At 65.2% G+C, this 19,618-nt stretch carries 16 protein-coding genes; 12 read left to right on the top strand and 4 right to left on the bottom strand.

Features of this window, described 5'->3' with window-relative positions:
* The first annotated feature begins 48 nt into the window (after nucleotides 1–48).
* On the top strand, nucleotides 49–1,647 hold the full coding sequence (aceB, locus tag Q0P59_RS15430) for a malate synthase A (RefSeq protein WP_295007857.1): 1,599 nt from the start codon (nucleotides 49–51) through the stop codon (nucleotides 1,645–1,647).
* 111 nt (nucleotides 1,648–1,758) lie between these two features.
* Here the strand turns inward: aceB and Q0P59_RS15435 are convergent, their stop codons facing one another.
* Complete coding sequence (locus Q0P59_RS15435) at nucleotides 1,759–2,757, bottom strand: aldo/keto reductase (RefSeq protein ID WP_295007859.1); 999 nt, start codon at nucleotides 2,755–2,757, stop codon at nucleotides 1,759–1,761.
* Between the two features lie 11 nt (nucleotides 2,758–2,768).
* The gene (locus Q0P59_RS15440; RefSeq protein WP_295007861.1) at nucleotides 2,769–3,542 is read right to left on the bottom strand and encodes a glucose 1-dehydrogenase; all 774 of its coding nucleotides are present in this window, start codon (nucleotides 3,540–3,542) and stop codon (nucleotides 2,769–2,771) included.
* Nucleotides 3,543–3,654: 112 nt separating this feature from the next.
* On the opposite strand from Q0P59_RS15440, the gene Q0P59_RS15445 reads away from it, so the two are divergent.
* The 9 genes from Q0P59_RS15445 (at nucleotide 3,655) to Q0P59_RS15485 (ending at nucleotide 15,581) form a co-directional block, all read left to right on the top strand.
* Entirely contained in the window at nucleotides 3,655–4,572 is a 918-nt protein-coding gene (locus Q0P59_RS15445; RefSeq protein WP_295007864.1) for a LysR family transcriptional regulator, read from the top strand.
* Between the two features lie 122 nt (nucleotides 4,573–4,694).
* Nucleotides 4,695–5,633, top strand: a complete 939-nt coding sequence (locus Q0P59_RS15450) for a nucleoside recognition family protein (protein ID WP_295007866.1) — start codon at nucleotides 4,695–4,697, stop codon at nucleotides 5,631–5,633.
* A 98-nt stretch (nucleotides 5,634–5,731) separates the two neighbouring features.
* Nucleotides 5,732–6,091, top strand: coding sequence for a CidA/LrgA family protein (locus Q0P59_RS15455; protein ID WP_295007868.1), 360 nt, complete (start codon nucleotides 5,732–5,734; stop codon nucleotides 6,089–6,091).
* Entirely contained in the window at nucleotides 6,088–6,810 is a 723-nt protein-coding gene (locus tag Q0P59_RS15460) for an LrgB family protein (protein ID WP_295007871.1), read from the top strand. Before Q0P59_RS15455 ends, Q0P59_RS15460 begins: the two co-directional genes overlap by 4 nt.
* Before the next feature lie 115 nt (nucleotides 6,811–6,925).
* The gene (locus tag Q0P59_RS15465; RefSeq protein WP_295007873.1) at nucleotides 6,926–9,142 is read left to right on the top strand and encodes an EAL domain-containing protein; all 2,217 of its coding nucleotides are present in this window, start codon (nucleotides 6,926–6,928) and stop codon (nucleotides 9,140–9,142) included.
* Entirely contained in the window at nucleotides 9,139–10,242 is a 1,104-nt protein-coding gene (locus Q0P59_RS15470) for an ABC transporter substrate-binding protein (protein WP_295007875.1), read from the top strand. Before Q0P59_RS15465 ends, Q0P59_RS15470 begins: the two co-directional genes overlap by 4 nt.
* Nucleotides 10,239–12,536, top strand: coding sequence for an ATP-binding protein (locus Q0P59_RS15475; RefSeq protein ID WP_295007877.1), 2,298 nt, complete (start codon nucleotides 10,239–10,241; stop codon nucleotides 12,534–12,536). Before Q0P59_RS15470 ends, Q0P59_RS15475 begins: the two co-directional genes overlap by 4 nt.
* Before the next feature lie 80 nt (nucleotides 12,537–12,616).
* Nucleotides 12,617–14,980: a PAS domain S-box protein gene (locus tag Q0P59_RS15480; RefSeq protein ID WP_295007879.1), complete on the top strand. Its 2,364-nt coding sequence runs from the start codon at nucleotides 12,617–12,619 to the stop codon at nucleotides 14,978–14,980.
* Entirely contained in the window at nucleotides 14,973–15,581 is a 609-nt protein-coding gene (locus Q0P59_RS15485; protein WP_295007881.1) for a response regulator transcription factor, read from the top strand. Before Q0P59_RS15480 ends, Q0P59_RS15485 begins: the two co-directional genes overlap by 8 nt.
* A gap of 47 nt (nucleotides 15,582–15,628) precedes the next feature.
* Here the strand turns inward: Q0P59_RS15485 and Q0P59_RS15490 are convergent, their stop codons facing one another.
* Nucleotides 15,629–15,961 carry a hypothetical protein gene (locus tag Q0P59_RS15490; protein WP_295007883.1) on the bottom strand — a complete coding sequence of 111 codons (333 nt, stop codon included), beginning with the start codon at nucleotides 15,959–15,961 and terminating at the stop codon, nucleotides 15,629–15,631.
* Between the two features lie 89 nt (nucleotides 15,962–16,050).
* Nucleotides 16,051–17,037 carry an ankyrin repeat domain-containing protein gene (locus Q0P59_RS15495; protein WP_295007885.1) on the bottom strand — a complete coding sequence of 329 codons (987 nt, stop codon included), beginning with the start codon at nucleotides 17,035–17,037 and terminating at the stop codon, nucleotides 16,051–16,053.
* A 79-nt stretch (nucleotides 17,038–17,116) separates the two neighbouring features.
* On the opposite strand from Q0P59_RS15495, the gene Q0P59_RS15500 reads away from it, so the two are divergent.
* Both Q0P59_RS15500 and Q0P59_RS15505 read left to right on the top strand, forming a co-directional pair.
* Nucleotides 17,117–17,644 (top strand): energy transducer TonB, encoded by a 528-nt coding sequence (locus Q0P59_RS15500; protein ID WP_295007888.1) that lies wholly within the window; start codon nucleotides 17,117–17,119, stop codon nucleotides 17,642–17,644.
* Between the two features lie 314 nt (nucleotides 17,645–17,958).
* Complete coding sequence (locus Q0P59_RS15505) at nucleotides 17,959–19,587, top strand: methyl-accepting chemotaxis protein (RefSeq protein WP_295007890.1); 1,629 nt, start codon at nucleotides 17,959–17,961, stop codon at nucleotides 19,585–19,587.
* The last annotated feature ends 31 nt before the right edge of the window (nucleotides 19,588–19,618 follow it).

The raw sequence follows: 19,618 nt of genomic DNA on the forward strand, positions 1-19,618 counted from the left end.
ATGCATCCCATCGCCGTATTCCAAACCATCTTTTTTCAGGAGATCCGCATGGCCATCAACCTGCCCGCCGGTATGCAAATTACCGCCCCCGTGAAGCCCGAATGGGAATCCATCCTCACCACCGAGGCACTGGAATTCGTCGCCAAGCTGCACCGCGCCTTCGAAGGCCGCCGCCAGGAACTGCTGAAGGCCCGCGTCGAGCGCCAGGCCCGCATCGACGCCGGCGAAATGCCGGATTTCCTGCCGGAAACCAAGGCCATCCGCGAAGGCGACTGGAAGGTCGCCCCGGTGCCGGCCGCCCTGCAGTGCCGCCGCGTCGAAATCACCGGCCCGGTCGAGGCCAAGATGATCATCAACGCCTTCAACTCGGGCGCCGACTCCTACATGACCGACTTCGAGGATTCGAACTCCCCGAACTGGGACAACCAGATCCAGGGCCAGGTGAACCTGTACAAGGCCATCCGCCGCGAACTGTCGTTCAAGAACGAGAACGGCAAGGAATACAAGCTCAACGACAAGATCGCCACCCTGCAGATCCGTCCGCGCGGCTGGCACCTCGACGAGAAGCACGTCCTCGTTGACGGCCAGCGCGTTTCCGGCGGCCTGTTCGACTTCGGCCTGGTCTTCTTCCACAACGCCAAGGAGCAGATCGCCCGCGGCGCCGGCCCGTTCTACTACCTGCCGAAGATGGAATCCCACCTCGAAGCCCGCCTGTGGAACGACGCCTTCGTCATGGCCCAGGACCACGTCGGCCTGCCGCAAGGCACGATCAAGGCCACCGTGCTGGTCGAGACCATCCTCGCCACCTTCGAGATGGAAGAAATCCTCTACGAACTGCGCAACCACTCCGCCGGCCTCAACGCCGGCCGTTGGGACTACATCTTCTCGTGCATCAAGAAGTTCAAGAAGAACAAGGACTTCTGCCTGGCCCAGCGCGGCGCCATCACCATGGAAGTGCCGTTCATGCGCGGCTACGCCCTGGCCCTGGTGCAGGCCTGCCACAAGCGCGGCGCCCCGGCCATGGGCGGCATGTCGGCCCTGATCCCGATCAAGAACGACCCGGTCGCCAACGAAAAGGCGCTGGCCGGCATCCGCCACGACAAGACCCGTGACGCCAACGACGGCTTCGACGGCGGCTGGGTGGCCCACCCGGGCCTGGTGCCGATCGCCATGGAAGAGTTCGTCAAGGTCCTCGGCGACCGTCCGAACCAGTTCGACAAGCAGGTTGCCGGCAGCTTCGGCCCGGCCCAGTGGCTCGACTTCCAGCCGACCACCCCGATCACCGAAGCCGGCCTGCGCAACAACATCAACGTCGGCATCCACTACCTCGGCTCCTGGCTCGCCGGCAACGGCTGCGTGCCCATCCACAACCTGATGGAAGACGCCGCCACCGCCGAAATCTCCCGCTCGCAAGTGTGGCAGTGGGTGGTGTCGCCGAAGGGCGTGCTCGATGACGGCCGCAAGGTCACCGTCGAGATGGTCCGCCCGATGATCGCCGAGGAACTGGCCAAGGTGAAGGCTTCCGTCAGCGCTCAGGGCGAGGACACCGCCAGCTACGACAAGGCCGCTGTGATTTTCGACGAAATGTCGCTGACCCCGGAATACCCGGAGTTCCTGACGCTGCCGCTGTACGAAGCGATGGCCTAAAAAAATACAAAGTGGAGAGAGACAGGAACGCCGGGGCAACCCGGCGTTTTTTTTATGCGCGGACCGATGGCCGCGCGACGTATCCGCGATTCGAAACCGTCCGCCGCCGATTCATTCCCGCTCTATGCCGAGCATCCCGGCCTCGGGATAGCGCTCCCCGGTGATGCTTTCCGGTGTGAACAGCCGGTCGAGCCAGGCCACCTCGCCGGCGGACAAGTCCACATCCGTCGCCGCGGCGTTTTGCTCGAGGTAGGCGATACGGCGGGTTCCCGGAATGGGGATGACCTGCGGCGACCTGGCCAGCAACCAGGCCAGTGCGACCTGGGCATTGGTCAATCCCCGCGCCGCGGCAAACGTCGAGAGTTCCGCCACCAGGGCGCGGTTGCTGGCTTCCGCATCACCGCTGAAACGCGGATTGCCTTTGCGGAAATCACCCTCCGCCAGCTGCCCGCTGGCCAGCGTCGCCGTCAGGAAGGCGCGGCCGAGCGGACTGTAGGCGACAAAGGCAGTGCCCAATTCGCCGCAGGTCGCCAGCATGCCGGACTCCGGCTCGCGGCTCCACAGCGAATACTCGCTCTGGACGGCGGCTATCGGATGCACCGCCGCCGCGCGGCGCAAGGTTTCCGGCGACACCTCGGACAAGCCGAGCGAACCGACCTTGCCGGCCTTCACCAGTTCGGCCATGGTGCCGACCACCGTCTCGATGGGTACCACCGGATCGCGGCGGTGGCAGTAGTAGACATCGATCCGCTCGACGCCGAGACGCGCCAGCGAGGCATCGCAGGCGGCCCGGATGTAGGCCGGGCTGTTGTCGATGCGCCGCTCGCCGGAACCCGGCGCGCGAACGATGCCGAACTTGGTGGCGACCACCATCCGCGCCCGCCTTGCCGCCCCGCCCTCGGCGATGAAGCGCCCGAGCAGGCGCTCGTTGTGGCCATGGCCGTAGGTATCGGCGGTATCGAAAAGATTGACGCCCAGCTCCAGGGCTTTGGCCAGCGTCAGCAAGGACGCCTGGTCGTCGCTCGGGCCGTAGAACTCGCTCATGCCCATGCAGCCCAGCCCAAGGGCGGAAACCAGGGGGCCGCCCGCCCCGAATCGGCGCTGTTTCATGTCGCCTCCCCTTACGCGGCGGTCATGGCGCCGTCGACCAGCAGCGAATGACCGTTGATGTAGCTGGACGCCTGCGAGAGCAGGAAGAGCACCGGCCCGGCCACTTCCTCGGGCGTTCCCGGCCGGCCGACCGGCATGGTTTGCAAGGTCGCGTGCAAATTATCGAGACCGCCGAAGCCGATCTCCGCCATCGGCGTTGCAATCGGGCCGGGGCTGACCGCATTGACCCGGATGCCCTGCGGCCAGCCTTCGAGCGCCGCCGTGCGCGTCAGCCCGAGCACCGCATGCTTGCTGGCGTTATAGGGGGCAAAATGCGGGAAACCGACATGCGCGACGATCGAGGCCGTGTTGACGATGGCGCCGCCATGCGCCCGCATTGCCGCCATTTCGTGCTTGAGCGCGTAAAACACCCCGAGCACGTTGCTTTGCATCACCTGCAGGAAATCGGCGGCGTCGATGTCGCTCAACGGCGCGACGCGACCCAGCTGGCCCGCATTATTGAAGGCCCCGTCGAGCCGGCCGAAGGCCTTGAGCGTCGCCGCAACGGCCGCGGCGACCGCGCTTTCGTCGGCAACATCGGTCGGAATGACCAGTGCCTCGCCACCGCCGCCCCGAATCTCGCCCGCCAGGGATTCCAGCAAATCGCCCCGGCGCGCAGCCAGTGCGACGCGGGCGCCGGCACGGCCCAACGCCAATGCCGTCGCCGCGCCGATGCCGGACGACGCGCCGGTGACGAGGATGGCCTTGCCGGCCAGGTCGGCCAGGGAATGATTCGTGTGATGCATGCTGTTCTCCTTGATGCGTCATCGGGGATCGATGACGCCAGCAAGCTTACGGCCGGCTTTACTGTGCAACAATACGCATACTGATTGATGACTTATTGAAAAATTCTCAGCAATGAGCAGACCGCCACTTGCCAGCCTGAACGACCTCCAGGTCTTTGCCGCCGTCGCCCGCCACCGCAATTTCCGTCGCGCCGCCGCCGAACTGGGAGTATCGGCCTCGGCGCTGAGCCACGCGCTGCGCAACCTCGAAACCCGCCTCGAAGTCCGCCTGCTGAACCGCAGCACGCGCAGCGTCGCGCCGACCGAGGCCGGCGAACGACTGCTCGCCCGCTTGCTGCCCGCCCTGCAGGACATCGGCGGTGCGCTGGATGAAGTCAATGCCTTTCGCCGGACGCCGATCGGCACGCTGCGCATCAACGCACCGCGCGCCGCCTGCGAGCTTGTGCTGGTGCCGCTGGTCAGCCGTTTTCTCGCCGCCCACCCCGGCATGCGCGTCGAGCTGGTCGGCGACGACAGCTTCATCGATATCGTCGCCGCGGGCTTCGACGCCGGCGTGCGCTTCGGCGAAAGCCTGCAGCAGGACATGGTTGCCGTGCCCATCGGCCCGCCGCAGCGCTTTGTCGTGGTCGCCGCGCCGGCGCTGCTGGCCGCGCACGGCACCCCGGGCTGCCCGCGCGACCTCGTCCGCTACCCGTGCATACGCATCCGTTTCCCGAACGGCAGCCACTACCGCTGGGAATTCCAGCGCGACGACGAGAAGATCGACATCGAGGTCGACGGACCGCTCGCCGTGAGCGACACGCGCCAGAGCATCGCCGCCGCCGAGGCCGGCCTGGGATGCGCCTATGTCTATCGGCAATATGCGGAAGCGGCGCTCGCCGCCGGCAGGCTGCGCACCGTGCTCGACGATTGGCGGCCGAGCGAACCGGGGTTTTTCCTCTACTACCCCAGCCATCGCCTGCCGCCGGCCGGTTTGCGGGCCTTCATCGATTTCTTGCGCGACGAACCGCCCGGCCCGGCGCCGCATTGAGCCCTTGCCGTCGGCCGCAAGCGAGGGGCGGGGCTCGCCCCTCTGCTGGTAATCCATGATTGCGCCCGCCGGCAAAAGACGACACGCTTCGGGCGTTTTCCCATCAACCCGATATCCGCCCCATGGACATCCTGATCGACATCATCCTCAAGGCCGGCCGCTCGGCGGTCGAACTATCGCTGTTCGTCCTGCTCCCGGTCATGGTCGTCATGCTCTCGCTGATGCGCCTGCTCGAAGCCCGCCGCGCGCTGGACTGGGTGGTCGCCAGGCTCGGCCCGTTGCTGCGCCCTTTCGGCCTGACCGGGCTGGGGGTCTTCGCCGCCCTGCAGATCAACTTCGTCAGCTTCGCGGCGCCGATGGCGACCCTGACCATGATGGAACAGCGCGGTACCTCGGACCGCCACCTGGCTGCAACCCTGGCCATGGTCTTCGCCATGGCCCAGGCCAATGCCGCCTTCCCGATGCTGACCATGGGCCTGCAGTTCGTTCCCCTGCTCGTCTTCTCGCTGCTCGGCGGCCTGTGCGCGGCGGCGGCCACCTACTACGTGTTCGGCCGGCACCTGTCGACGGCGGAGGCCGTTGTCGACGAAACCCTGCATCACCCGGTCGCCGAAACGGCCAAGGGCGTTCTCGACGTCATCAACCGCGCCGGCGCCGAAGCCTTCAAGATCGCCGTCGGCGCCATTCCCATGCTCGTCCTGTCGCTGGTCGCCGTCACCGCCCTGAAGCGCTTCGGCGCCATCGACGCCCTGACCGCGCTGATCGCCCCCGCCCTGCAGCTGGCCGGCATCGACCCCATCCTGATCCTGCCCTCCCTGACCAAGTACCTGGCCGGCGGTACGGCGATGATGGGGGTCATGGACGACATGCGGCGGGCCGGACAGGTCAGCGTCGAACTGCTCAACGCCAGCGCCGGTTTCCTGATTTCGCCATTCGATCTGCCCGGCGTGGCGGTCCTCATTTCCGCCGGCCGGCGCGTTGCCGAGGTATGGAAACCGGCCGCCGCGGGCGCCTGCCTGGGCATCGCCGTGCGGACCATCGGCCACGCCTTCGTCGCCTGATACGATACTTCCAGTAACAAATAACAAGACAATATGGCGGCTATTGATTACCCGGAATAATCAATAAACTCGAAGCATCGCTTCCATGAGGATATTCGATGCTTTCCGCACTGACACAACTACTCGTTTTCCAGCTATCCGGCGAAATTGTCGCCCGCGGCCTGGCCCTGCCCATTCCCGGCCCCGTCCTCGGCATGCTGTTCCTGTTCGTCGCCCTGATCCTGAAGGGCGGCCCCGGCCATCACCTGCAAACCGGCAGCCAGCATCTGCTCCAGCATCTCTCCCTGCTGTTCGTTCCCGCCGGCACCGGCATCATGGTCCACTTCCACCGGGTCAGCAGCGAATGGCTGCCCCTGCTGCTCTCCCTGCTCATCAGCACGGCGGCGACGCTGGCGGTCACCGCGCTGGCGATGAAGCTCTGCCTGCGCCCCGCCGCCGCGCCGGGAGAACGGCCATGACGCAGGATATCGGCCAGATCTGGGTCTATCTGTCCGCCTCCCCGCTGCTCGGACTGACCATCACCCTGCTCGCCTACCAGGGCGCTTACTGGATTTATCAGCGCAGCGGCTGCAATCCGCTGGCCAACCCCGTGCTGATCGCGGTTGCGGCGCTGGTGTTGTTCCTGCTGGGCACCGAAACAAGCTACGACACCTATTTTTCGGGCGCCCAGTTCGTTCACTTTCTACTCGGGCCGGCGACCGTGGCGCTGGCCGTTCCGCTCTACACCCAGTTCAGGCGGGTGCGCGCCATGTGGTTTCCCGTGCTCGCCGGACTGGTCGCGGGCAGCCTCACGGCCATCGTTTCCGCCGTGACGATCGGTCAGCTGTTCGGCGCCAGCAAGGCCACCCAGCTGTCGCTGGCCCCCAAGTCGGTGACGACGCCGATCGCCATGGGCATCGCCGAAAGAATCGGCGGCATTCCGTCGCTGACCGCCGTGCTGGTCATCGTCACCGGCATTCTCGGCGCCCTCGGCGCGCGCTGGGTTTTCGACATCCTGAATTGCCGCGACCCGGCCATTCGCGGCTTTGCCATCGGCGTCGCCTCGCACGGCATCGGCACCGCGCGAGCGTTTCAGGTCAACGAGCAAAGCGGGGCCTTCGCGGCGTTGGCCATGGGCCTGAACGGTGCGTTCACCGCCTTGCTGGTCCCCCTGCTGGCGGGCTGGATGCAGATCTGACGCGGAAAAGCCCGAATCGCCATCGAATCCTGCTACGAATGTCAGATCGCTTGCCATTCGCAGACAATTGGGGGAAACTGACAAAAGCAACAAATCATGGCGATTGGGGGCGCATATGGATGACGGTTCGGACGACGACCTGGTCTTTATCGAAGAGGAGCGACATCCGCAGGGGCCTTCGGCCCAGGATTCGAGTTGGCGCGTCCTGATTGTCGACGACGACCGCGATGTGCACGAAGCGACGGAGTTCGCCCTGTCCGGCGTCGAGATTCTCGGCCGGAAACTTGAACTGATTCACGCCTTTTCCGGCAAGGAGGCGATTGCGCTGCTCGAGCGCGAGCAGGACGTCGCCGTGGTCCTGCTCGACGTGGTGATGGAAAGCGACGATGCCGGGCTGAAAACCGTCGAAGCGATACGCCAGGAGCTGATGCTGCTCAACATCCGCATCATCCTGCGTACCGGCCAGCCGGGCCAGGCTCCGGAGGCCGATACCATCGCCCGCTACGACATCAACGACTACAAGACCAAGAGCGAACTCACCCACGCCCGCCTGTTCACCACGCTGACCTCGGCGATTCGCTCCTACAGCCAGCTGAAATGCCTCGACGCCAGCCGCCTGGGCCTGGAAAAGATCGTGTCGGCCAGCAACCAGTTCATCGCCGAAAAGGGACTGAACGCATTTGCCGATGGCGTCATCACGCAACTGGCCAGCCTCATCGGCATCGCCCCCGAGGGCCTGGTCTGCGCCACCTCGTCCGAAGGCGCCGGCGACCCCGAGCAATATCGCGTCATCGCCGCAGCCGGCCGCTACCAGCATCTCATTCAGCACCGCCTGGAAGAAATCGACAACGTGCATATCGCCCGTTCGCTGAACCAGGTCCTGCGCAACCACTACAGCGTCGTGGGCAGTCGGGATATCACCCTGTTCTTCCGCAAGAACAGCACGGAGGGCTTCGCGGCATACATCGAGTCGGCAGCGCCGATTCGCGATGTAGACCAGCACCTGCTCGAGATTTTCTGCACCAACATCGCCCTCTGCGCCAAGAATATCGATCTGGTCACCGAGCTGCGCCTCGACGCGCTGGTCGACCGGCAGGTCGGCCTGCCCAATCGCAACGCGCTGATTGCCGAACTCGATCGCCGCGCCCACGACGGGGCGACATCCAACGTGGTCGCCCTGGTCGATATCGACCAGTTCGCGGCAACCAACGACATGCTGGGCCACGCTTACGGCGACGCCCTGCTCCGGGCGATGGCGCAACGCCTGCGCGCCCTATTCGACAGCAGCGTCTTCGTGGCGCGCCTCGCCGGCGACGCCTTCGCCCTGACCGGCCCGGCCCATCTCCTGGAAGCGGACAGCATCCAGCGCCTGTTCGCCCACCCCTTCCTGATCGACGACATCGACCACGCGGTCTCGGTCTGCCTCGGCATCGCCGCCTGCGCGGATAGCGCCGATAGCCAGGACACCCTGAACAACGCCTACGTCGCCCTGCGGCGAGCCAAGGCGCTGGGGATCGGACAGTCGATCACCTTCTCGCCCGAAATCGGGGAAGCCGCCCGCCAGCGCACCTCGCTGCTCAGGGATTTGCGCCAGGCGTTCGAGCAGCGCGAGCTATCCATCGTCTATCAGCCGCAGATCGACCTGCAGACCGGCCGCATCATCGGCGCCGAGGCCTTGATGCGCTGGCAGCGCCGCAACGGCCAGTTCGTGCCGCCGGAACAGTTCATCCCGATCGCCGAACAATCCGGCCTGATCGTGAGCATCGGTCGCTGGATGCTGCCGGAAGCCCTGCGCACGCTGAAACGCTTCCATCAGGCCGGGCTCGACGGGCTGCACATGGCCGTCAATGTCTCCAGCATTCAACTCCGGCAGCCGGGCTTCCTCGATTTCGTCAATGCCAGCCTCGCCGAAACGGACGTCGCCCCCAACCATCTCGAACTGGAGATTACCGAGTCGATCGCGCTGGAAAGCCTGGAAACGATGATCGCCCTGCTCAACCAGCTGCGCAGCCGCGGCATCACCATCGCCATCGACGATTTCGGAACCGGCTATTCGTCGCTCAACTATCTCGAGCAACTGCCCATCGACCACCTGAAGATCGACCGCTCCTTCGTCACCTCGCTCGCCTCGAGCGAACGGGGCAGCCGCATCGTCCGCACCATCGCCCTGCTCGGCAACGAGCTCGACGTCAGGACCGTGGCCGAAGGCGTCGAGAATCAAAGCACCGGGGATCGCCTGCGTGAATTCGGCTGCCATGCGGCCCAGGGCTACCACTACGCGCACCCGATGGACGAAACCAGCTTCCTGGACTGGATGAAGGAACACGCGTGACCTTCGCCGCCCGGCTTGGCGCCGCCCTGGCAGCCTGCATCCTGCTGGCCGGATGCATGGACAGGGAACCGGTCCGCATCGGCTTCATCGGCGAACTGACAGGCCCCTCCGCCGACCTCGGCGAAGCCGGGCGTAACGGCGTGATGCTGGCGATCGACCAGTACAACAGCAGCGGCGGCCTGAACGGGCGCCGGATCGAATTGCTGGTCCGCGACACGGGCAATACGCCCGACAGCGCCATCAAGGCGGCCAGCGAGCTGCGCGACGCCAAGGTGCTCGCCGTCATCGGCCCGATGACCGGCACGACCGCCAAAACGCTGGTGCCCTTCCACAACGCCGCCCAACTCGTCCTGCTTTCACCCAGCGTCACCGCGACCCAGTTCGCCGGCAACGACGACTATTTTTTCCGTCTCAGCTGGACGACCCGCGACGACGCCCAGGTCGCCGCCGCGCATTGTCTCGCACGCGGCATCAAGCGCCTGGGTGCGGCAGTCAACATGGACAACCACACCTTCGCGACGAGCTGGATGGGCGAGTTCAAGCAGGCTTTCGAAAAGGGCGGCGGCCAGATTCTCGCCATGCAGCACTTCCATTCCGCCGACGAGAGCCTGCTTCGACTGGTGCAAAAACTCCTGGCATCGCACCCCGACGGGCTGGTTTTCGTCGCCAACGCCGGCGACTCGGCGCGCCTGGCGCAACAGACGCGCAAGCTGAATCCGCGCATCCCGCTGCTGGCCACCGAGTGGGCGGGCACCGAACAACTGATCGAACTCGGCGGCAGCACCGTGGAAGGCATGACGATCCTCATGCAATTCAACGTCGAGGACCGCTCCCCGCGCTACACCGATTTCCAGCAGCGCTACATGAAGCGATTCGGCCGCCTGCCGGGGGCTCCCAGCATTCTCGCCCACGACGCCGGCACGGTCCTGCTCGACACCCTGGCCCGGCGCCAGGACAACGCCTCGCTGAAAACGGCGCTGACCGAACTGGGGCCGTTCGAGGGCCTGCAGGGCAGCATCCAGTTCGACCGTTACGGCGACACCCGACGCACGGCCACCATGACCGAGATCCGGAACAGTCGCCTGATCCGTACGCCATGACCCTGCATCCCCGCTGGCACCTCCGCAGTTCATTGACCCTGCTGCTCGTCGCATCGTCGGCCATTGCCCTGCTCATTGCCTTTTCGCTGCTCCTGGCCTATTTCCAGCCGCGCCTTGCGGTCCAGACCCGGAGCGAACTGGGCAAGCTGAGCAACGACCTGGCCGGCCGTTCGGAGCGCGTGTTGTCCATCCTGCAGGGGCAACTCGAACTGGTCGCGGAAAGCGCCAAAAACGGCAACATCGGCACCGCGCAGGAGCAGATGGACTTGATGATCGGCCAGGGCGCCTTCTCGGCCCTCTATCACATCGGCAGCAACGGCCGCATCACGCACGCCGCGGTGCGCCAGGACAGCCAGAAGCAGGTTGCCGAACTGCGCGATTTCGACCTGAGCAACGACCGCCTTCGCCTGCTCGTCATGCAACGCCTGCAAACGACGTGGAGCGACAAGTATCTTTCGCCATCCTCCCGGCGCCTGGCGGTGGCCATTGGCGTGTGGACCGGCGACGATGTGATCATCGGCGAGATACCGCTTTCCTACATCCTGGAAACGCTGACCGATTCGAGCCATCCGGCGGCATGGTCGATCTGGGTTACGGATGCCTACGGCGACCTTCTCGCCGACTCCGAGCGCGGCGAGCGCGTCGGTGTCGTCAATATCGCCAGCCTGCCGATTTTCGCCAGGGCGGAAAGCCAGAGCCAGGTCGTCGACCAGGCCGACTTCGAGGGGCGGACATATGACATGGCCGTCTCCCGGTCGACCCGGATGCACTGGTATTTCGTCGTGCGCAGCCCGGCCGGCCTCGCCTCCCCCCAACTGCGCACGACCCTGAACCTGGGCCTCACCGCAATGATCTCGCTGATGCTGCTCAGCCTGGTGTTCGCTCCCATCTGGGCGGCGCGTACCGCCCGCCCGATCAACGCCATCGCCGAGCGCGCCAGGCAGCAGACCGAGGGGGAAACCGGCGGCGCATGGCCGCGCAGCTCGGTCATCGAGCTGAACCAGCTGTCCGCCGACATCGAACACATGTCGAATGTGATCCGGGAACGCGAGCGGGAACTGGAAACCATCGTCGAATCGTCGCCCGTCGGCATGCTGCTGACCGAACCGAACCCCAGCTTCACCTTCGCCCGGGCCAACGAAGCCGTCCTCAAACTGCTCGGCTATCGGCGCGACGAGATGCTTGGCAAGAGCGGGCTGGAGCTGGGCCTGTGGAAACATCTGGAAGATCGCGAGGCGATACTGTCCCAGTTGAACAATCAGGATATCGGCCAGATCGAAACCTGGATTTACCGCAAGGACGGCAGCGAGTTCCTCGCCTTCATGCAGGCGCGCTCGGTGGACATGGGCGGCGCCAAGCGAACGATCTGGGTCGCCGAGGACATCACCGAATTCCGCCGCATCGAGAACGAGGTCCGCGAACTCAATGCCGAACTCGAAGCCCGCGTCCAGAAACGCACCGAGCAACTGCGCAAGGCCAACGCCGAGCTATCGACCACCGTCGAATACCTCAAACTTGCCCAGAACGAACTGGTGCGCTCGGAAAAGCTGGCCTCCCTGGGCTCCCTGGTCGCCGGCGTGGCCCACGAACTGAATACCCCCATCGGCAATGGCGTGATGGCCGTGAGCACCATGCGGGGCTCGCTGAAGCGCTTCCGCGAAGAAAGTGCGAGCGGCCTGAAGCGCTCCGTTCTCGACAGTTTCATCGAGGCGGTCGACACCGGATCGACGATTGCCGAGCGCAACCTGGAACGCGCCGCCGAACTGGTCGCCAGCTTCAAGCAGGTCGCGGCCGACCAGACCAGTTCCCAGCGCCGGAGCTTCAAGCTCGACGAAGTCGTCCGCGAAATCGCCCTGACGCTGGGGCCGACGCTCAGGCACAGCGTCGCCCGGCTCGACGTGGATATCCCGTCGACGATCACGATGGACAGCTATCCCGGACCCTTGGGGCAGATCGTCACCAACCTGATCACCAATGCCACCGTGCATGCCTTCACCGACAGGGAGCACGGCACCATCGCGGTCCGCGCCGAAAGCGACGGCGAGCGCCTGAAGCTGCGCATCAGCGACGACGGCATCGGCATCGCGCCCGACATGCTGTCGCGCATATTCGACCCCTTCGTCACCACCCGGATGGGACGCGGCGGCACGGGTCTCGGCCTGCACATCGCGCACAACATCGCCGCCAACGTACTCGGCGGAAGCATCTCGGTAAGCAGCACCGCCGGCCGGGGCACGACATTCGAGCTGAACATCCCCCTGACGGCGCCGGTCCCGGACAGCGTGCCCGCCTGAGCGCCGCCGATATCCGCCGGTCATTCGGCTTAGGGTAACTACCAATGGCCGTAATGCCGCGGCGGACGAAGAATTCGGCCATGTTGCCGCGCATCTCGTCCAAGCCCCCAAAACAAGCCTGGCTCTGGCTGGCCCCCTACGTCGCGATCGGCGTTTTTGCCGTGGCCATGCTCATCGTGACCGCCATCCTCCAGTGGCGCGAGCTGGATACCGCCCGCTCGGCGCTGGAGGGCGACATGCACTGGGCGGAGCGGACCATCGAATCCCGCCTCCACGCCCACCAGGATTTTCTGGCCGAACTGGGGCGCGAACAGGAATTCAAGCAGCTGACCTACGAGACCTTCCAGGTTCGCGCCTCGCGCTATGTGCGGGAAAACAGCGAAATCCTGGCCATCGTCTGGGTCAACACCGACGGCAAGGTCGAATGGGTGGCCCCCAACGAAGCGACGGCGACCTTCGTCGGCGAGCAGATCGAGGGCAACCGCCTGAGCGCCCTGCAGGAGGCGCTGCGCATCCGCCGCGAACTGGTTTCCCCGGATTACCGGGATGTCACCCAGCGCGCGGTCCACGACATCATCCTGCCGGTCCAGCGGGGTAGTGCCGACCTCGGCGCCTTCATCGCCCTGCAATCGCTCGAGGGCCTGCTGAGGTCCACGCTGCCCGCCGTGTTCACGACCCGCTACAGCCTTACCGTCGTCAGCGCCGACAACCGCGAGGTGTACACCAATTCGTCGGTCAAGCCGACGGACCGCCAGCTCTCCGGCCTGATCAACCTGGAGCTGCCGAACAACCGGCTCGGGCTGAACATCGTCGCCTATCGCGGCGGCGGCGCCTGGCTCCCCTTCCTTCCCGCGGCGCTGATCATCGTCCTCACCCTGATCGCGACGGTCACCCTGATCCTGCTGCGCCGCCACGCCAGGCATCGCGCCGCCACCGAAGAGGAACTGCGGGCGGCCTACGCCTTCCGCCAGGCCATGTCGAACTCGCTGATCACCGGCCTGCGCGCCATCGACCTCGACGGCCGGATCACCTTCGTCAACGCCTCGTTCTGCCGGATGACCGGATTCAACGAAAACGAGCTGGTCGGCATCAAGCCCCCCTACCCCTACTGGCCGCCCGAGGAATTCGACAAGCTGCAGAACAACATCGACACGGCGCTGGCGGGAAAGGCGCCGGCCAGCGGCTTCGAGATGCGGATCATGCGCAAGAACGGGGAACGCTTCGACGTACGCCTCTACTTCTCGCCGCTGATCGACACCAACGGCCAGCAGATCGGCTGGATGGCCTCGCTGAACGACATCACCGAACCCAAGCGGGTCCGCGTCGAACTCGAGCGCGCCCACGAACGCTTCGTGACGGTCATCGACGGCCTCGATTCGGCCGTGCACGTCGCCGATGCGCAAAGCGGCGAGATCCTGTTCGCCAACCGCGCTTTCCAGAACATCTACGGATTCGACGCCGTCGGCCGCGATACCGCGCTGGTCACCTCTCCCTGCCGCCCCCCGCCGGACGCCTACCTGCACGATCCGGCGCGCATCAGCGGCGAAGAACTGCCCTGCGAAATCTACGACGGCGAAATCCAGCATGCCCTGTCGGGTCACTGGTATCACCTGCACGAGCGCGCCATCCGCTGGGTGGACGGCCGCACCGTCCGTGTCCAGGTGGCCGCCGACATCACCGACCGCAAGCATATCGACGAGGTCAACCTGCAGCAGCAAAAGCGCCTGGAACAAACCTCGCGACTGATCACCATGGGCGAGATGGCCTCGTCGCTGGCCCACGAGCTGAACCAGCCGCTGTCGGCCATCGCCAACTACTGCGCCGGCTGCGTCAAGCGCATGCAGGCCGGCAACTACAAGCTGGACGACCTGCTGACCGCCATGCAGAAGGCCTCGAGCCAGGCCGAGCGGGCCGGCAAGATCATTCGCCGCATGCGCGACATGGTCAAGAAGGGCGACCCCAACCGGCAACCCATCGCCTTGCCGGAACTGATCGACGAAGCCCGCGCCTTTGCCGACATCGAGGCCCAGCGCACCGGAACGCAGATCATCGTGGACATCCCGGAGGACTTGCCACGCATCGTCGTTGACCGCATCATGATCGAACAGGTGCTGCTCAATCTGGTGAAGAACGGCATCGAGGCGATGAGCGACGTTCCGGTCGAGCGACGCCAGCTGCGCTTGCTGGCCCGCCTGGTCGACGAGCGGATGATGGAGGTCACCGTCTCGGATCACGGTCACGGGCTTGCGGCAGAGGACGTCGAGAAGATTTTTGCCCCCTTCTACACGACCAAGCCGGAAGGCATGGGTATCGGGCTTGCCATTTGCCGCTCCATCATCGAGTTCCACCAGGGGCGCCTGTGGGTCAGCCCGCGCCGCGACGGCGGCACCGAGTTCCACTTCACCGTACCGACCGAGGAATGCAACGGGGATAGCAATGAGTGAGCAGATACAGACCATCCACATGGTCGACGACGACGAGGCCATGCGCGACTCGATGACCTGGCTGCTGGAGGGCGAAGGCTACAAGGTGGCCTGCTTCGACTCGGCCGAGGCCTTCCTCAAGGCGTATCACGGCGACATGCGCGGCTGCCTGGTGCTCGACGTCCGGATGCCGGAAATGAGCGGACTCGAACTGCAGGAAAAGCTCGACAGCCTGGGTTCGCAGCTGCCGGTCATCTTCGTCACCGGCCACGGCGACGTGCCGATGGCGGTCGGCGCCCTGCAGCGCGGCGCCTGCGATTTCATCGAGAAACCCTTCCACAACGAAGACCTGCTGTCGCGCATCGTCCGCGCCCTGGCGCTCGACAACGAACTGGCCGAACGCCGCCAGCGCGACGGCGCAATCTCGTCGCGCCTCGATCAGCTCACCCAGCGCGAGCGCGAAGTCATGGACCTGGTGGTCGCCGGCAAGCTGAACAAGCAGATCGCCGACGACCTGAACATCAGCATGAAGACCGTCGAGGCCCACCGGGCGCGGGTCATGGAAAAGATGGGCGTGCGCACCCTGGCCGAACTGGTCAAGGCGGTCATGTCGGTCAACTGACCCGGGGCGGGCGCCTCCTCAATGGCCCGCCACCGGCCGGCGACACTTCACAGCGGAATGATGTCGTCGCCGCCGATCCCCATGTCGCCCAGATAGTGGGTCTGCTGGCGTACTTCCTTGCGCCGCAGCAGCTTTTCCTGAACCTTGGCCGGCAGGTCGGTGAACAGGATCACCTCCTTGGCGATCAGCAACTCGATCAAGTCCTCGACAGCCCGGACGAAGCCCCGGTCGAGCTGGTCCAGCTCGCTCTGCCGCCAGCGGTCGTGGAGGTACTGGAGAACGTCGGGATGATCGCTGGGCAGCGACTCCTGCGTCGCGCTGAGCGGCGTCGAATGCAATTCGGCGATCTGCCCCTGGTCATCCCTGCTCACGTAAAGCATGCCGGCTCCTTCATCTGTCATTCGGGGAAGTCTGCATCAGCCCGCCAGCCTTTGCAATTGGACCTCCGTCCAGTCCCGCCCGGGCCGCCTCAGTAATTCCTGAGCGGCGCCTTGGGCGGCATTTTCGGCGTTCCGAAATAAGTCGCCGGCGGCGCCTTGTAGCCCACCGCCTTGCCCTTGTCGTCGTAGATGATCTGGGTCGACTGCTCCTGCGGCTTGGCGCGGCTGGCCGTGATTTCCATGGTGGCGGCCCGCCCCGGCGCGCTCCTGTCCATGTCGGAACGCACGATGCGCATCCGCTCGACGGAAATGCGCTTGTCCACCGCCTCGGTCGAAAAGCCGCGCTTGACCAGGGTTTCGCGAATGTTGAGCAGGCTCTCGAGTTCCCGGGATGTTCGCAGCGAACGGACCGGCTCGCCCCAGCTCTCCTTGGGCTTGGCGACGGCGATGTTGAACTCTTCCGGCTGGCTGACCAGGCGGGCGATCTCCAGGCGGTTCTGGCGCATCGCCCATTCCAGGGCGCCATCGCCCCAATCGTTCTTCGGCGTCCGGTCGGCGCCCTTTTCGATCAGCTTGCGCGCCAGATCCTGATGCCCTTCGTAAACCGCCATCATCAATACGCTGGAGCCATTGGTGCTTTGGGCGTTGATGTCCGCCCCCTGCTCGATCAGGTAGTCGGCCACCTCGGCGTGGCCGCTGAACACGGCGTAGTGCAGCGCCGACCATTTGCGGCTCGGCGCGTTGATCCGCGCCCCGCGTTCCAGCAACCACTTGACGGCTTCCAGCTGGCCGCGCCAGGCGGCCATGACCAGTGCCGATTCGCCGTTGCCGTTGAGCAGGTTGATATCCGCACCGCGCGAAATGAACAGCCGCATCAGTTCGATCTTGCCTTCCCAGGCCCCGATCATCAGGCCGCTGCCGATCCGGCTGCCCAGGTAATCCGGTGCCATGCCGGCATCCAGCCATTGCTCGGCCTGGCGGACATCGCCCAGTTCCATGCTGTTGGTAAAGGCCACCGGATCGGGCGTCGCGCTCGCGGAAAAAACCGGGGCCGCCGCCAACAGCAAGCTTCCCATCCCGATTATCATGACGACCAGTCTTTTTGCAGTCCGTCTCATTGCGTTTCCATTTCCACAGGCCAGCCCCCATTTTCTCATGACCAGAACCGATTACCGGTTATTTGCGGCGCTGGCGCTGTCGCTCTCCCTGCATCTGCTGCCCGTCCTGCCGGATGCCTTCACGCGCCCGCCCCCGCCGCCGGCGGCATCGCCGCTGCAGGCCGAATTGCGCCCACCGCCCCGCGCCGAGAACGTCTCCACCACCCCGCCGCTGCGTCTGCCCGACCCGCCCCCACGCCCGGCCGCGCCAGCCAGGAAAGCAGCGGAAAGCCGCCCGGCCGACGCGCCCAAAACTTGGACCCATGCCGTCCGCGAACAACTGAAGAAGCTCGATGCTGCCGGGCAGTTCTATCCTGCCGAAGCCATTGCCCGGGGGCTGGAAGGCGAGGTGAACGTCTTGCTGATCATCGACGAAGGCGGACAGGTCGTCGCCGCCCGGGTCGAACAGGGCAGCGGCCACCCCATCCTCGACGAAGCCGCGCTGCGCGCCGCCCGCACGCTGAAATCCCTGCCCGCCGACGCGCCGCGCCAGACCGTGCTGCCGGTTCGTTTCCGCCTGCGCTGAGCGTCAGGCCGGCACGGCCGGACAACCCTGCACCGAACATTCCCTTGCACATTGGGTGTTTTGAGCGCAATCTAATGACACCATAATTTGCCAAAAATAATACAAACAATGGAATTGTGTTTTCACGTCTCGCCCCACCCAGGCAATTCAGGTCGAATCTTCCGCTGCCTCCTGCCGGCCGCAATCAGCGAGCCCGCCTCACTGAACGCCCGATAGCCCGTAGCGCGGCCCCCGACCTCCGATCAAATAAAATGGATTTTTGACAAATTTGAAGTTAATCTGAACTATAACCAACGTAATAGGGAGAAGCGATCATGGGACTATCCGGCTTGCGTGTCTCGACCCGTATCTATGTATTGATCGGACTGACACTCCTCGGCCTGCTGACACTTTGCGTCATCACCCTTTTCCAGCTCAAGGACAACATGCTGGAAGACCGCAAGGCGAAGGTGCGCAACTTGGTGGAATATGCGCACACCCAGCTTGCCTACTACGAAGAACAGGCCCGCTCGGGCAAGCTCCCCCTCGAGCAGGCCCAGCTGCTGGCCCAGGACAGCCTGCGCAAGGCGCGCTACGACGAAAAGGAATACTTCTGGATCAATGACTTCCACCCCCGGACCCTGATGCACCCGATCAAGCCGGAACTGGAAGGCAAGGACCAGACCGACAACAAGGATGTCAACGGCAAGCAGCTCTATGTCGAGTTCGTCAAGGTCGTCAAAGCCAATGGTGCCGGCTTCGTGGATTACTACTGGAGCAAGCCCGGCGATACGAAGCCCGTTCCCAAGCTGTCGTATGTCAAAGGCTTTGCGCCGTGGGGCTGGATTGTCGGCACCGGCATCTACATCGACGACGTCGACCAGCAGTTCCGCCAGAGCGCGATGCTGCTCGGCGGCATCTCGCTATTCCTGCTGCTTACCCTGGTTCTGATCGGCTGGCAGATTTCGTCGAGCATCCTACGCCAGCTTGGCGGCGAGCCGCAGGCCGCTTCGGAAATCATGCAACGCGTGGCCGGCGGCGACCTGACCGCGCGCCTCGACAAGATGCCGGAAGGCAGCCTGCTGCATTCGCTCGGCAACATGGTCGGCTCGCTGCACCGCATGGTCAGCGGCATCAACGCCGACGCCGCGAAGCTGGTCGCCAACGCCGAGCACATCGCCCGCGCTTCCGACGAAGTGGCCAAGGCCGCCGAGCACCAGGCCGACTCGACCTCGGCGATGGCGGCAGCCATCGAGGAGCTGACGGTCAGTTCCAACCACATCTCCGACAGCGCCCATGAAACGGCCCGGGAAACCTCCGAGGCCGCCGAACTGGCCGCGCAGGGCAGCGAGCGGGTCATGCAGGCGAGTACTGCCATCGAGAAGATCGCGTCGACGGTATCCGATGCATCGGGGCGCATCCATGCGCTGGAAGAACGTGCCAAGCAGGTGTCCACCATCGCCAGCGTGATCAAGGACATCGCCGGCCAGACCAACCTGCTCGCCCTCAATGCGGCCATCGAAGCCGCCCGCGCCGGCGAACAGGGGCGCGGCTTCGCCGTCGTGGCCGATGAGGTGCGCAAGCTGGCCGAACGGACCTCCAGCGCAACCCTGGAGATCGAGCAGATGATCGGCGGCATCCAGGCCGATACCGTGGGCGCCGTGGAAGCCATGAACGCCGCCCTGCCCGAGGTTCAGGAAGGCGTCCAGCTGGCCTCCTCGGCGTCGGATTCGCTGCTCGCCATCGAGGACAGCGCGCGCCGCACGCTGGAACGCGTCGGCGAGGTGGCCGATGCCACCAAGGAGCAAAGTTCGGCGAGCACCTCGATCGCCCAGCGCGTCGAGCAGATCGCCAACATGGTCGAGGAAACGACGGCGACGATCCGGGGGACGACCGAATCGGCGCACGAACTCGAAAGCATCGCCGGCAACCTGCGGGAGCTCGTCGGCCAGTTCAAGACCTGAAGGCCGGCGACGGGAGCAGCCTGTTCCCGCC

It is taken from the genome of uncultured Dechloromonas sp. (assembly GCF_945957265.1).
In the GTDB taxonomy this organism is placed as follows: domain Bacteria; phylum Pseudomonadota; class Gammaproteobacteria; order Burkholderiales; family Rhodocyclaceae; genus Azonexus.

What these genes read in the sequence shown, in the direction of transcription:
- aceB (WP_295007857.1), top strand. Translation starts at nt 49, where the DNA reads ATGGCCATCAACCTGCCCGCCGGTATGCAAATTACCGCCCCCGTGAAG.
- Q0P59_RS15435 (WP_295007859.1), bottom strand. Translation starts at nt 2,757, where the DNA reads ATGAAACAGCGCCGATTCGGGGCGGGCGGCCCCCTGGTTTCCGCCCTT.
- Q0P59_RS15440 (WP_295007861.1), bottom strand. Translation starts at nt 3,542, where the DNA reads ATGCATCACACGAATCATTCCCTGGCCGACCTGGCCGGCAAGGCCATC.
- Q0P59_RS15445 (WP_295007864.1), top strand. Translation starts at nt 3,655, where the DNA reads ATGAGCAGACCGCCACTTGCCAGCCTGAACGACCTCCAGGTCTTTGCC.
- Q0P59_RS15450 (WP_295007866.1), top strand. Translation starts at nt 4,695, where the DNA reads ATGGACATCCTGATCGACATCATCCTCAAGGCCGGCCGCTCGGCGGTC.
- Q0P59_RS15455 (WP_295007868.1), top strand. Translation starts at nt 5,732, where the DNA reads ATGCTTTCCGCACTGACACAACTACTCGTTTTCCAGCTATCCGGCGAA.
- Q0P59_RS15460 (WP_295007871.1), top strand. Translation starts at nt 6,088, where the DNA reads ATGACGCAGGATATCGGCCAGATCTGGGTCTATCTGTCCGCCTCCCCG.
- Q0P59_RS15465 (WP_295007873.1), top strand. Translation starts at nt 6,926, where the DNA reads ATGGATGACGGTTCGGACGACGACCTGGTCTTTATCGAAGAGGAGCGA.
- Q0P59_RS15475 (WP_295007877.1), top strand. Translation starts at nt 10,239, where the DNA reads ATGACCCTGCATCCCCGCTGGCACCTCCGCAGTTCATTGACCCTGCTG.
- Q0P59_RS15480 (WP_295007879.1), top strand. Translation starts at nt 12,617, where the DNA reads ATGTTGCCGCGCATCTCGTCCAAGCCCCCAAAACAAGCCTGGCTCTGG.
- Q0P59_RS15485 (WP_295007881.1), top strand. Translation starts at nt 14,973, where the DNA reads ATGAGTGAGCAGATACAGACCATCCACATGGTCGACGACGACGAGGCC.
- Q0P59_RS15490 (WP_295007883.1), bottom strand. Translation starts at nt 15,961, where the DNA reads ATGCTTTACGTGAGCAGGGATGACCAGGGGCAGATCGCCGAATTGCAT.
- Q0P59_RS15495 (WP_295007885.1), bottom strand. Translation starts at nt 17,037, where the DNA reads ATGGGAAGCTTGCTGTTGGCGGCGGCCCCGGTTTTTTCCGCGAGCGCG.
- Q0P59_RS15500 (WP_295007888.1), top strand. Translation starts at nt 17,117, where the DNA reads ATGACCAGAACCGATTACCGGTTATTTGCGGCGCTGGCGCTGTCGCTC.
- Q0P59_RS15505 (WP_295007890.1), top strand. Translation starts at nt 17,959, where the DNA reads ATGGGACTATCCGGCTTGCGTGTCTCGACCCGTATCTATGTATTGATC.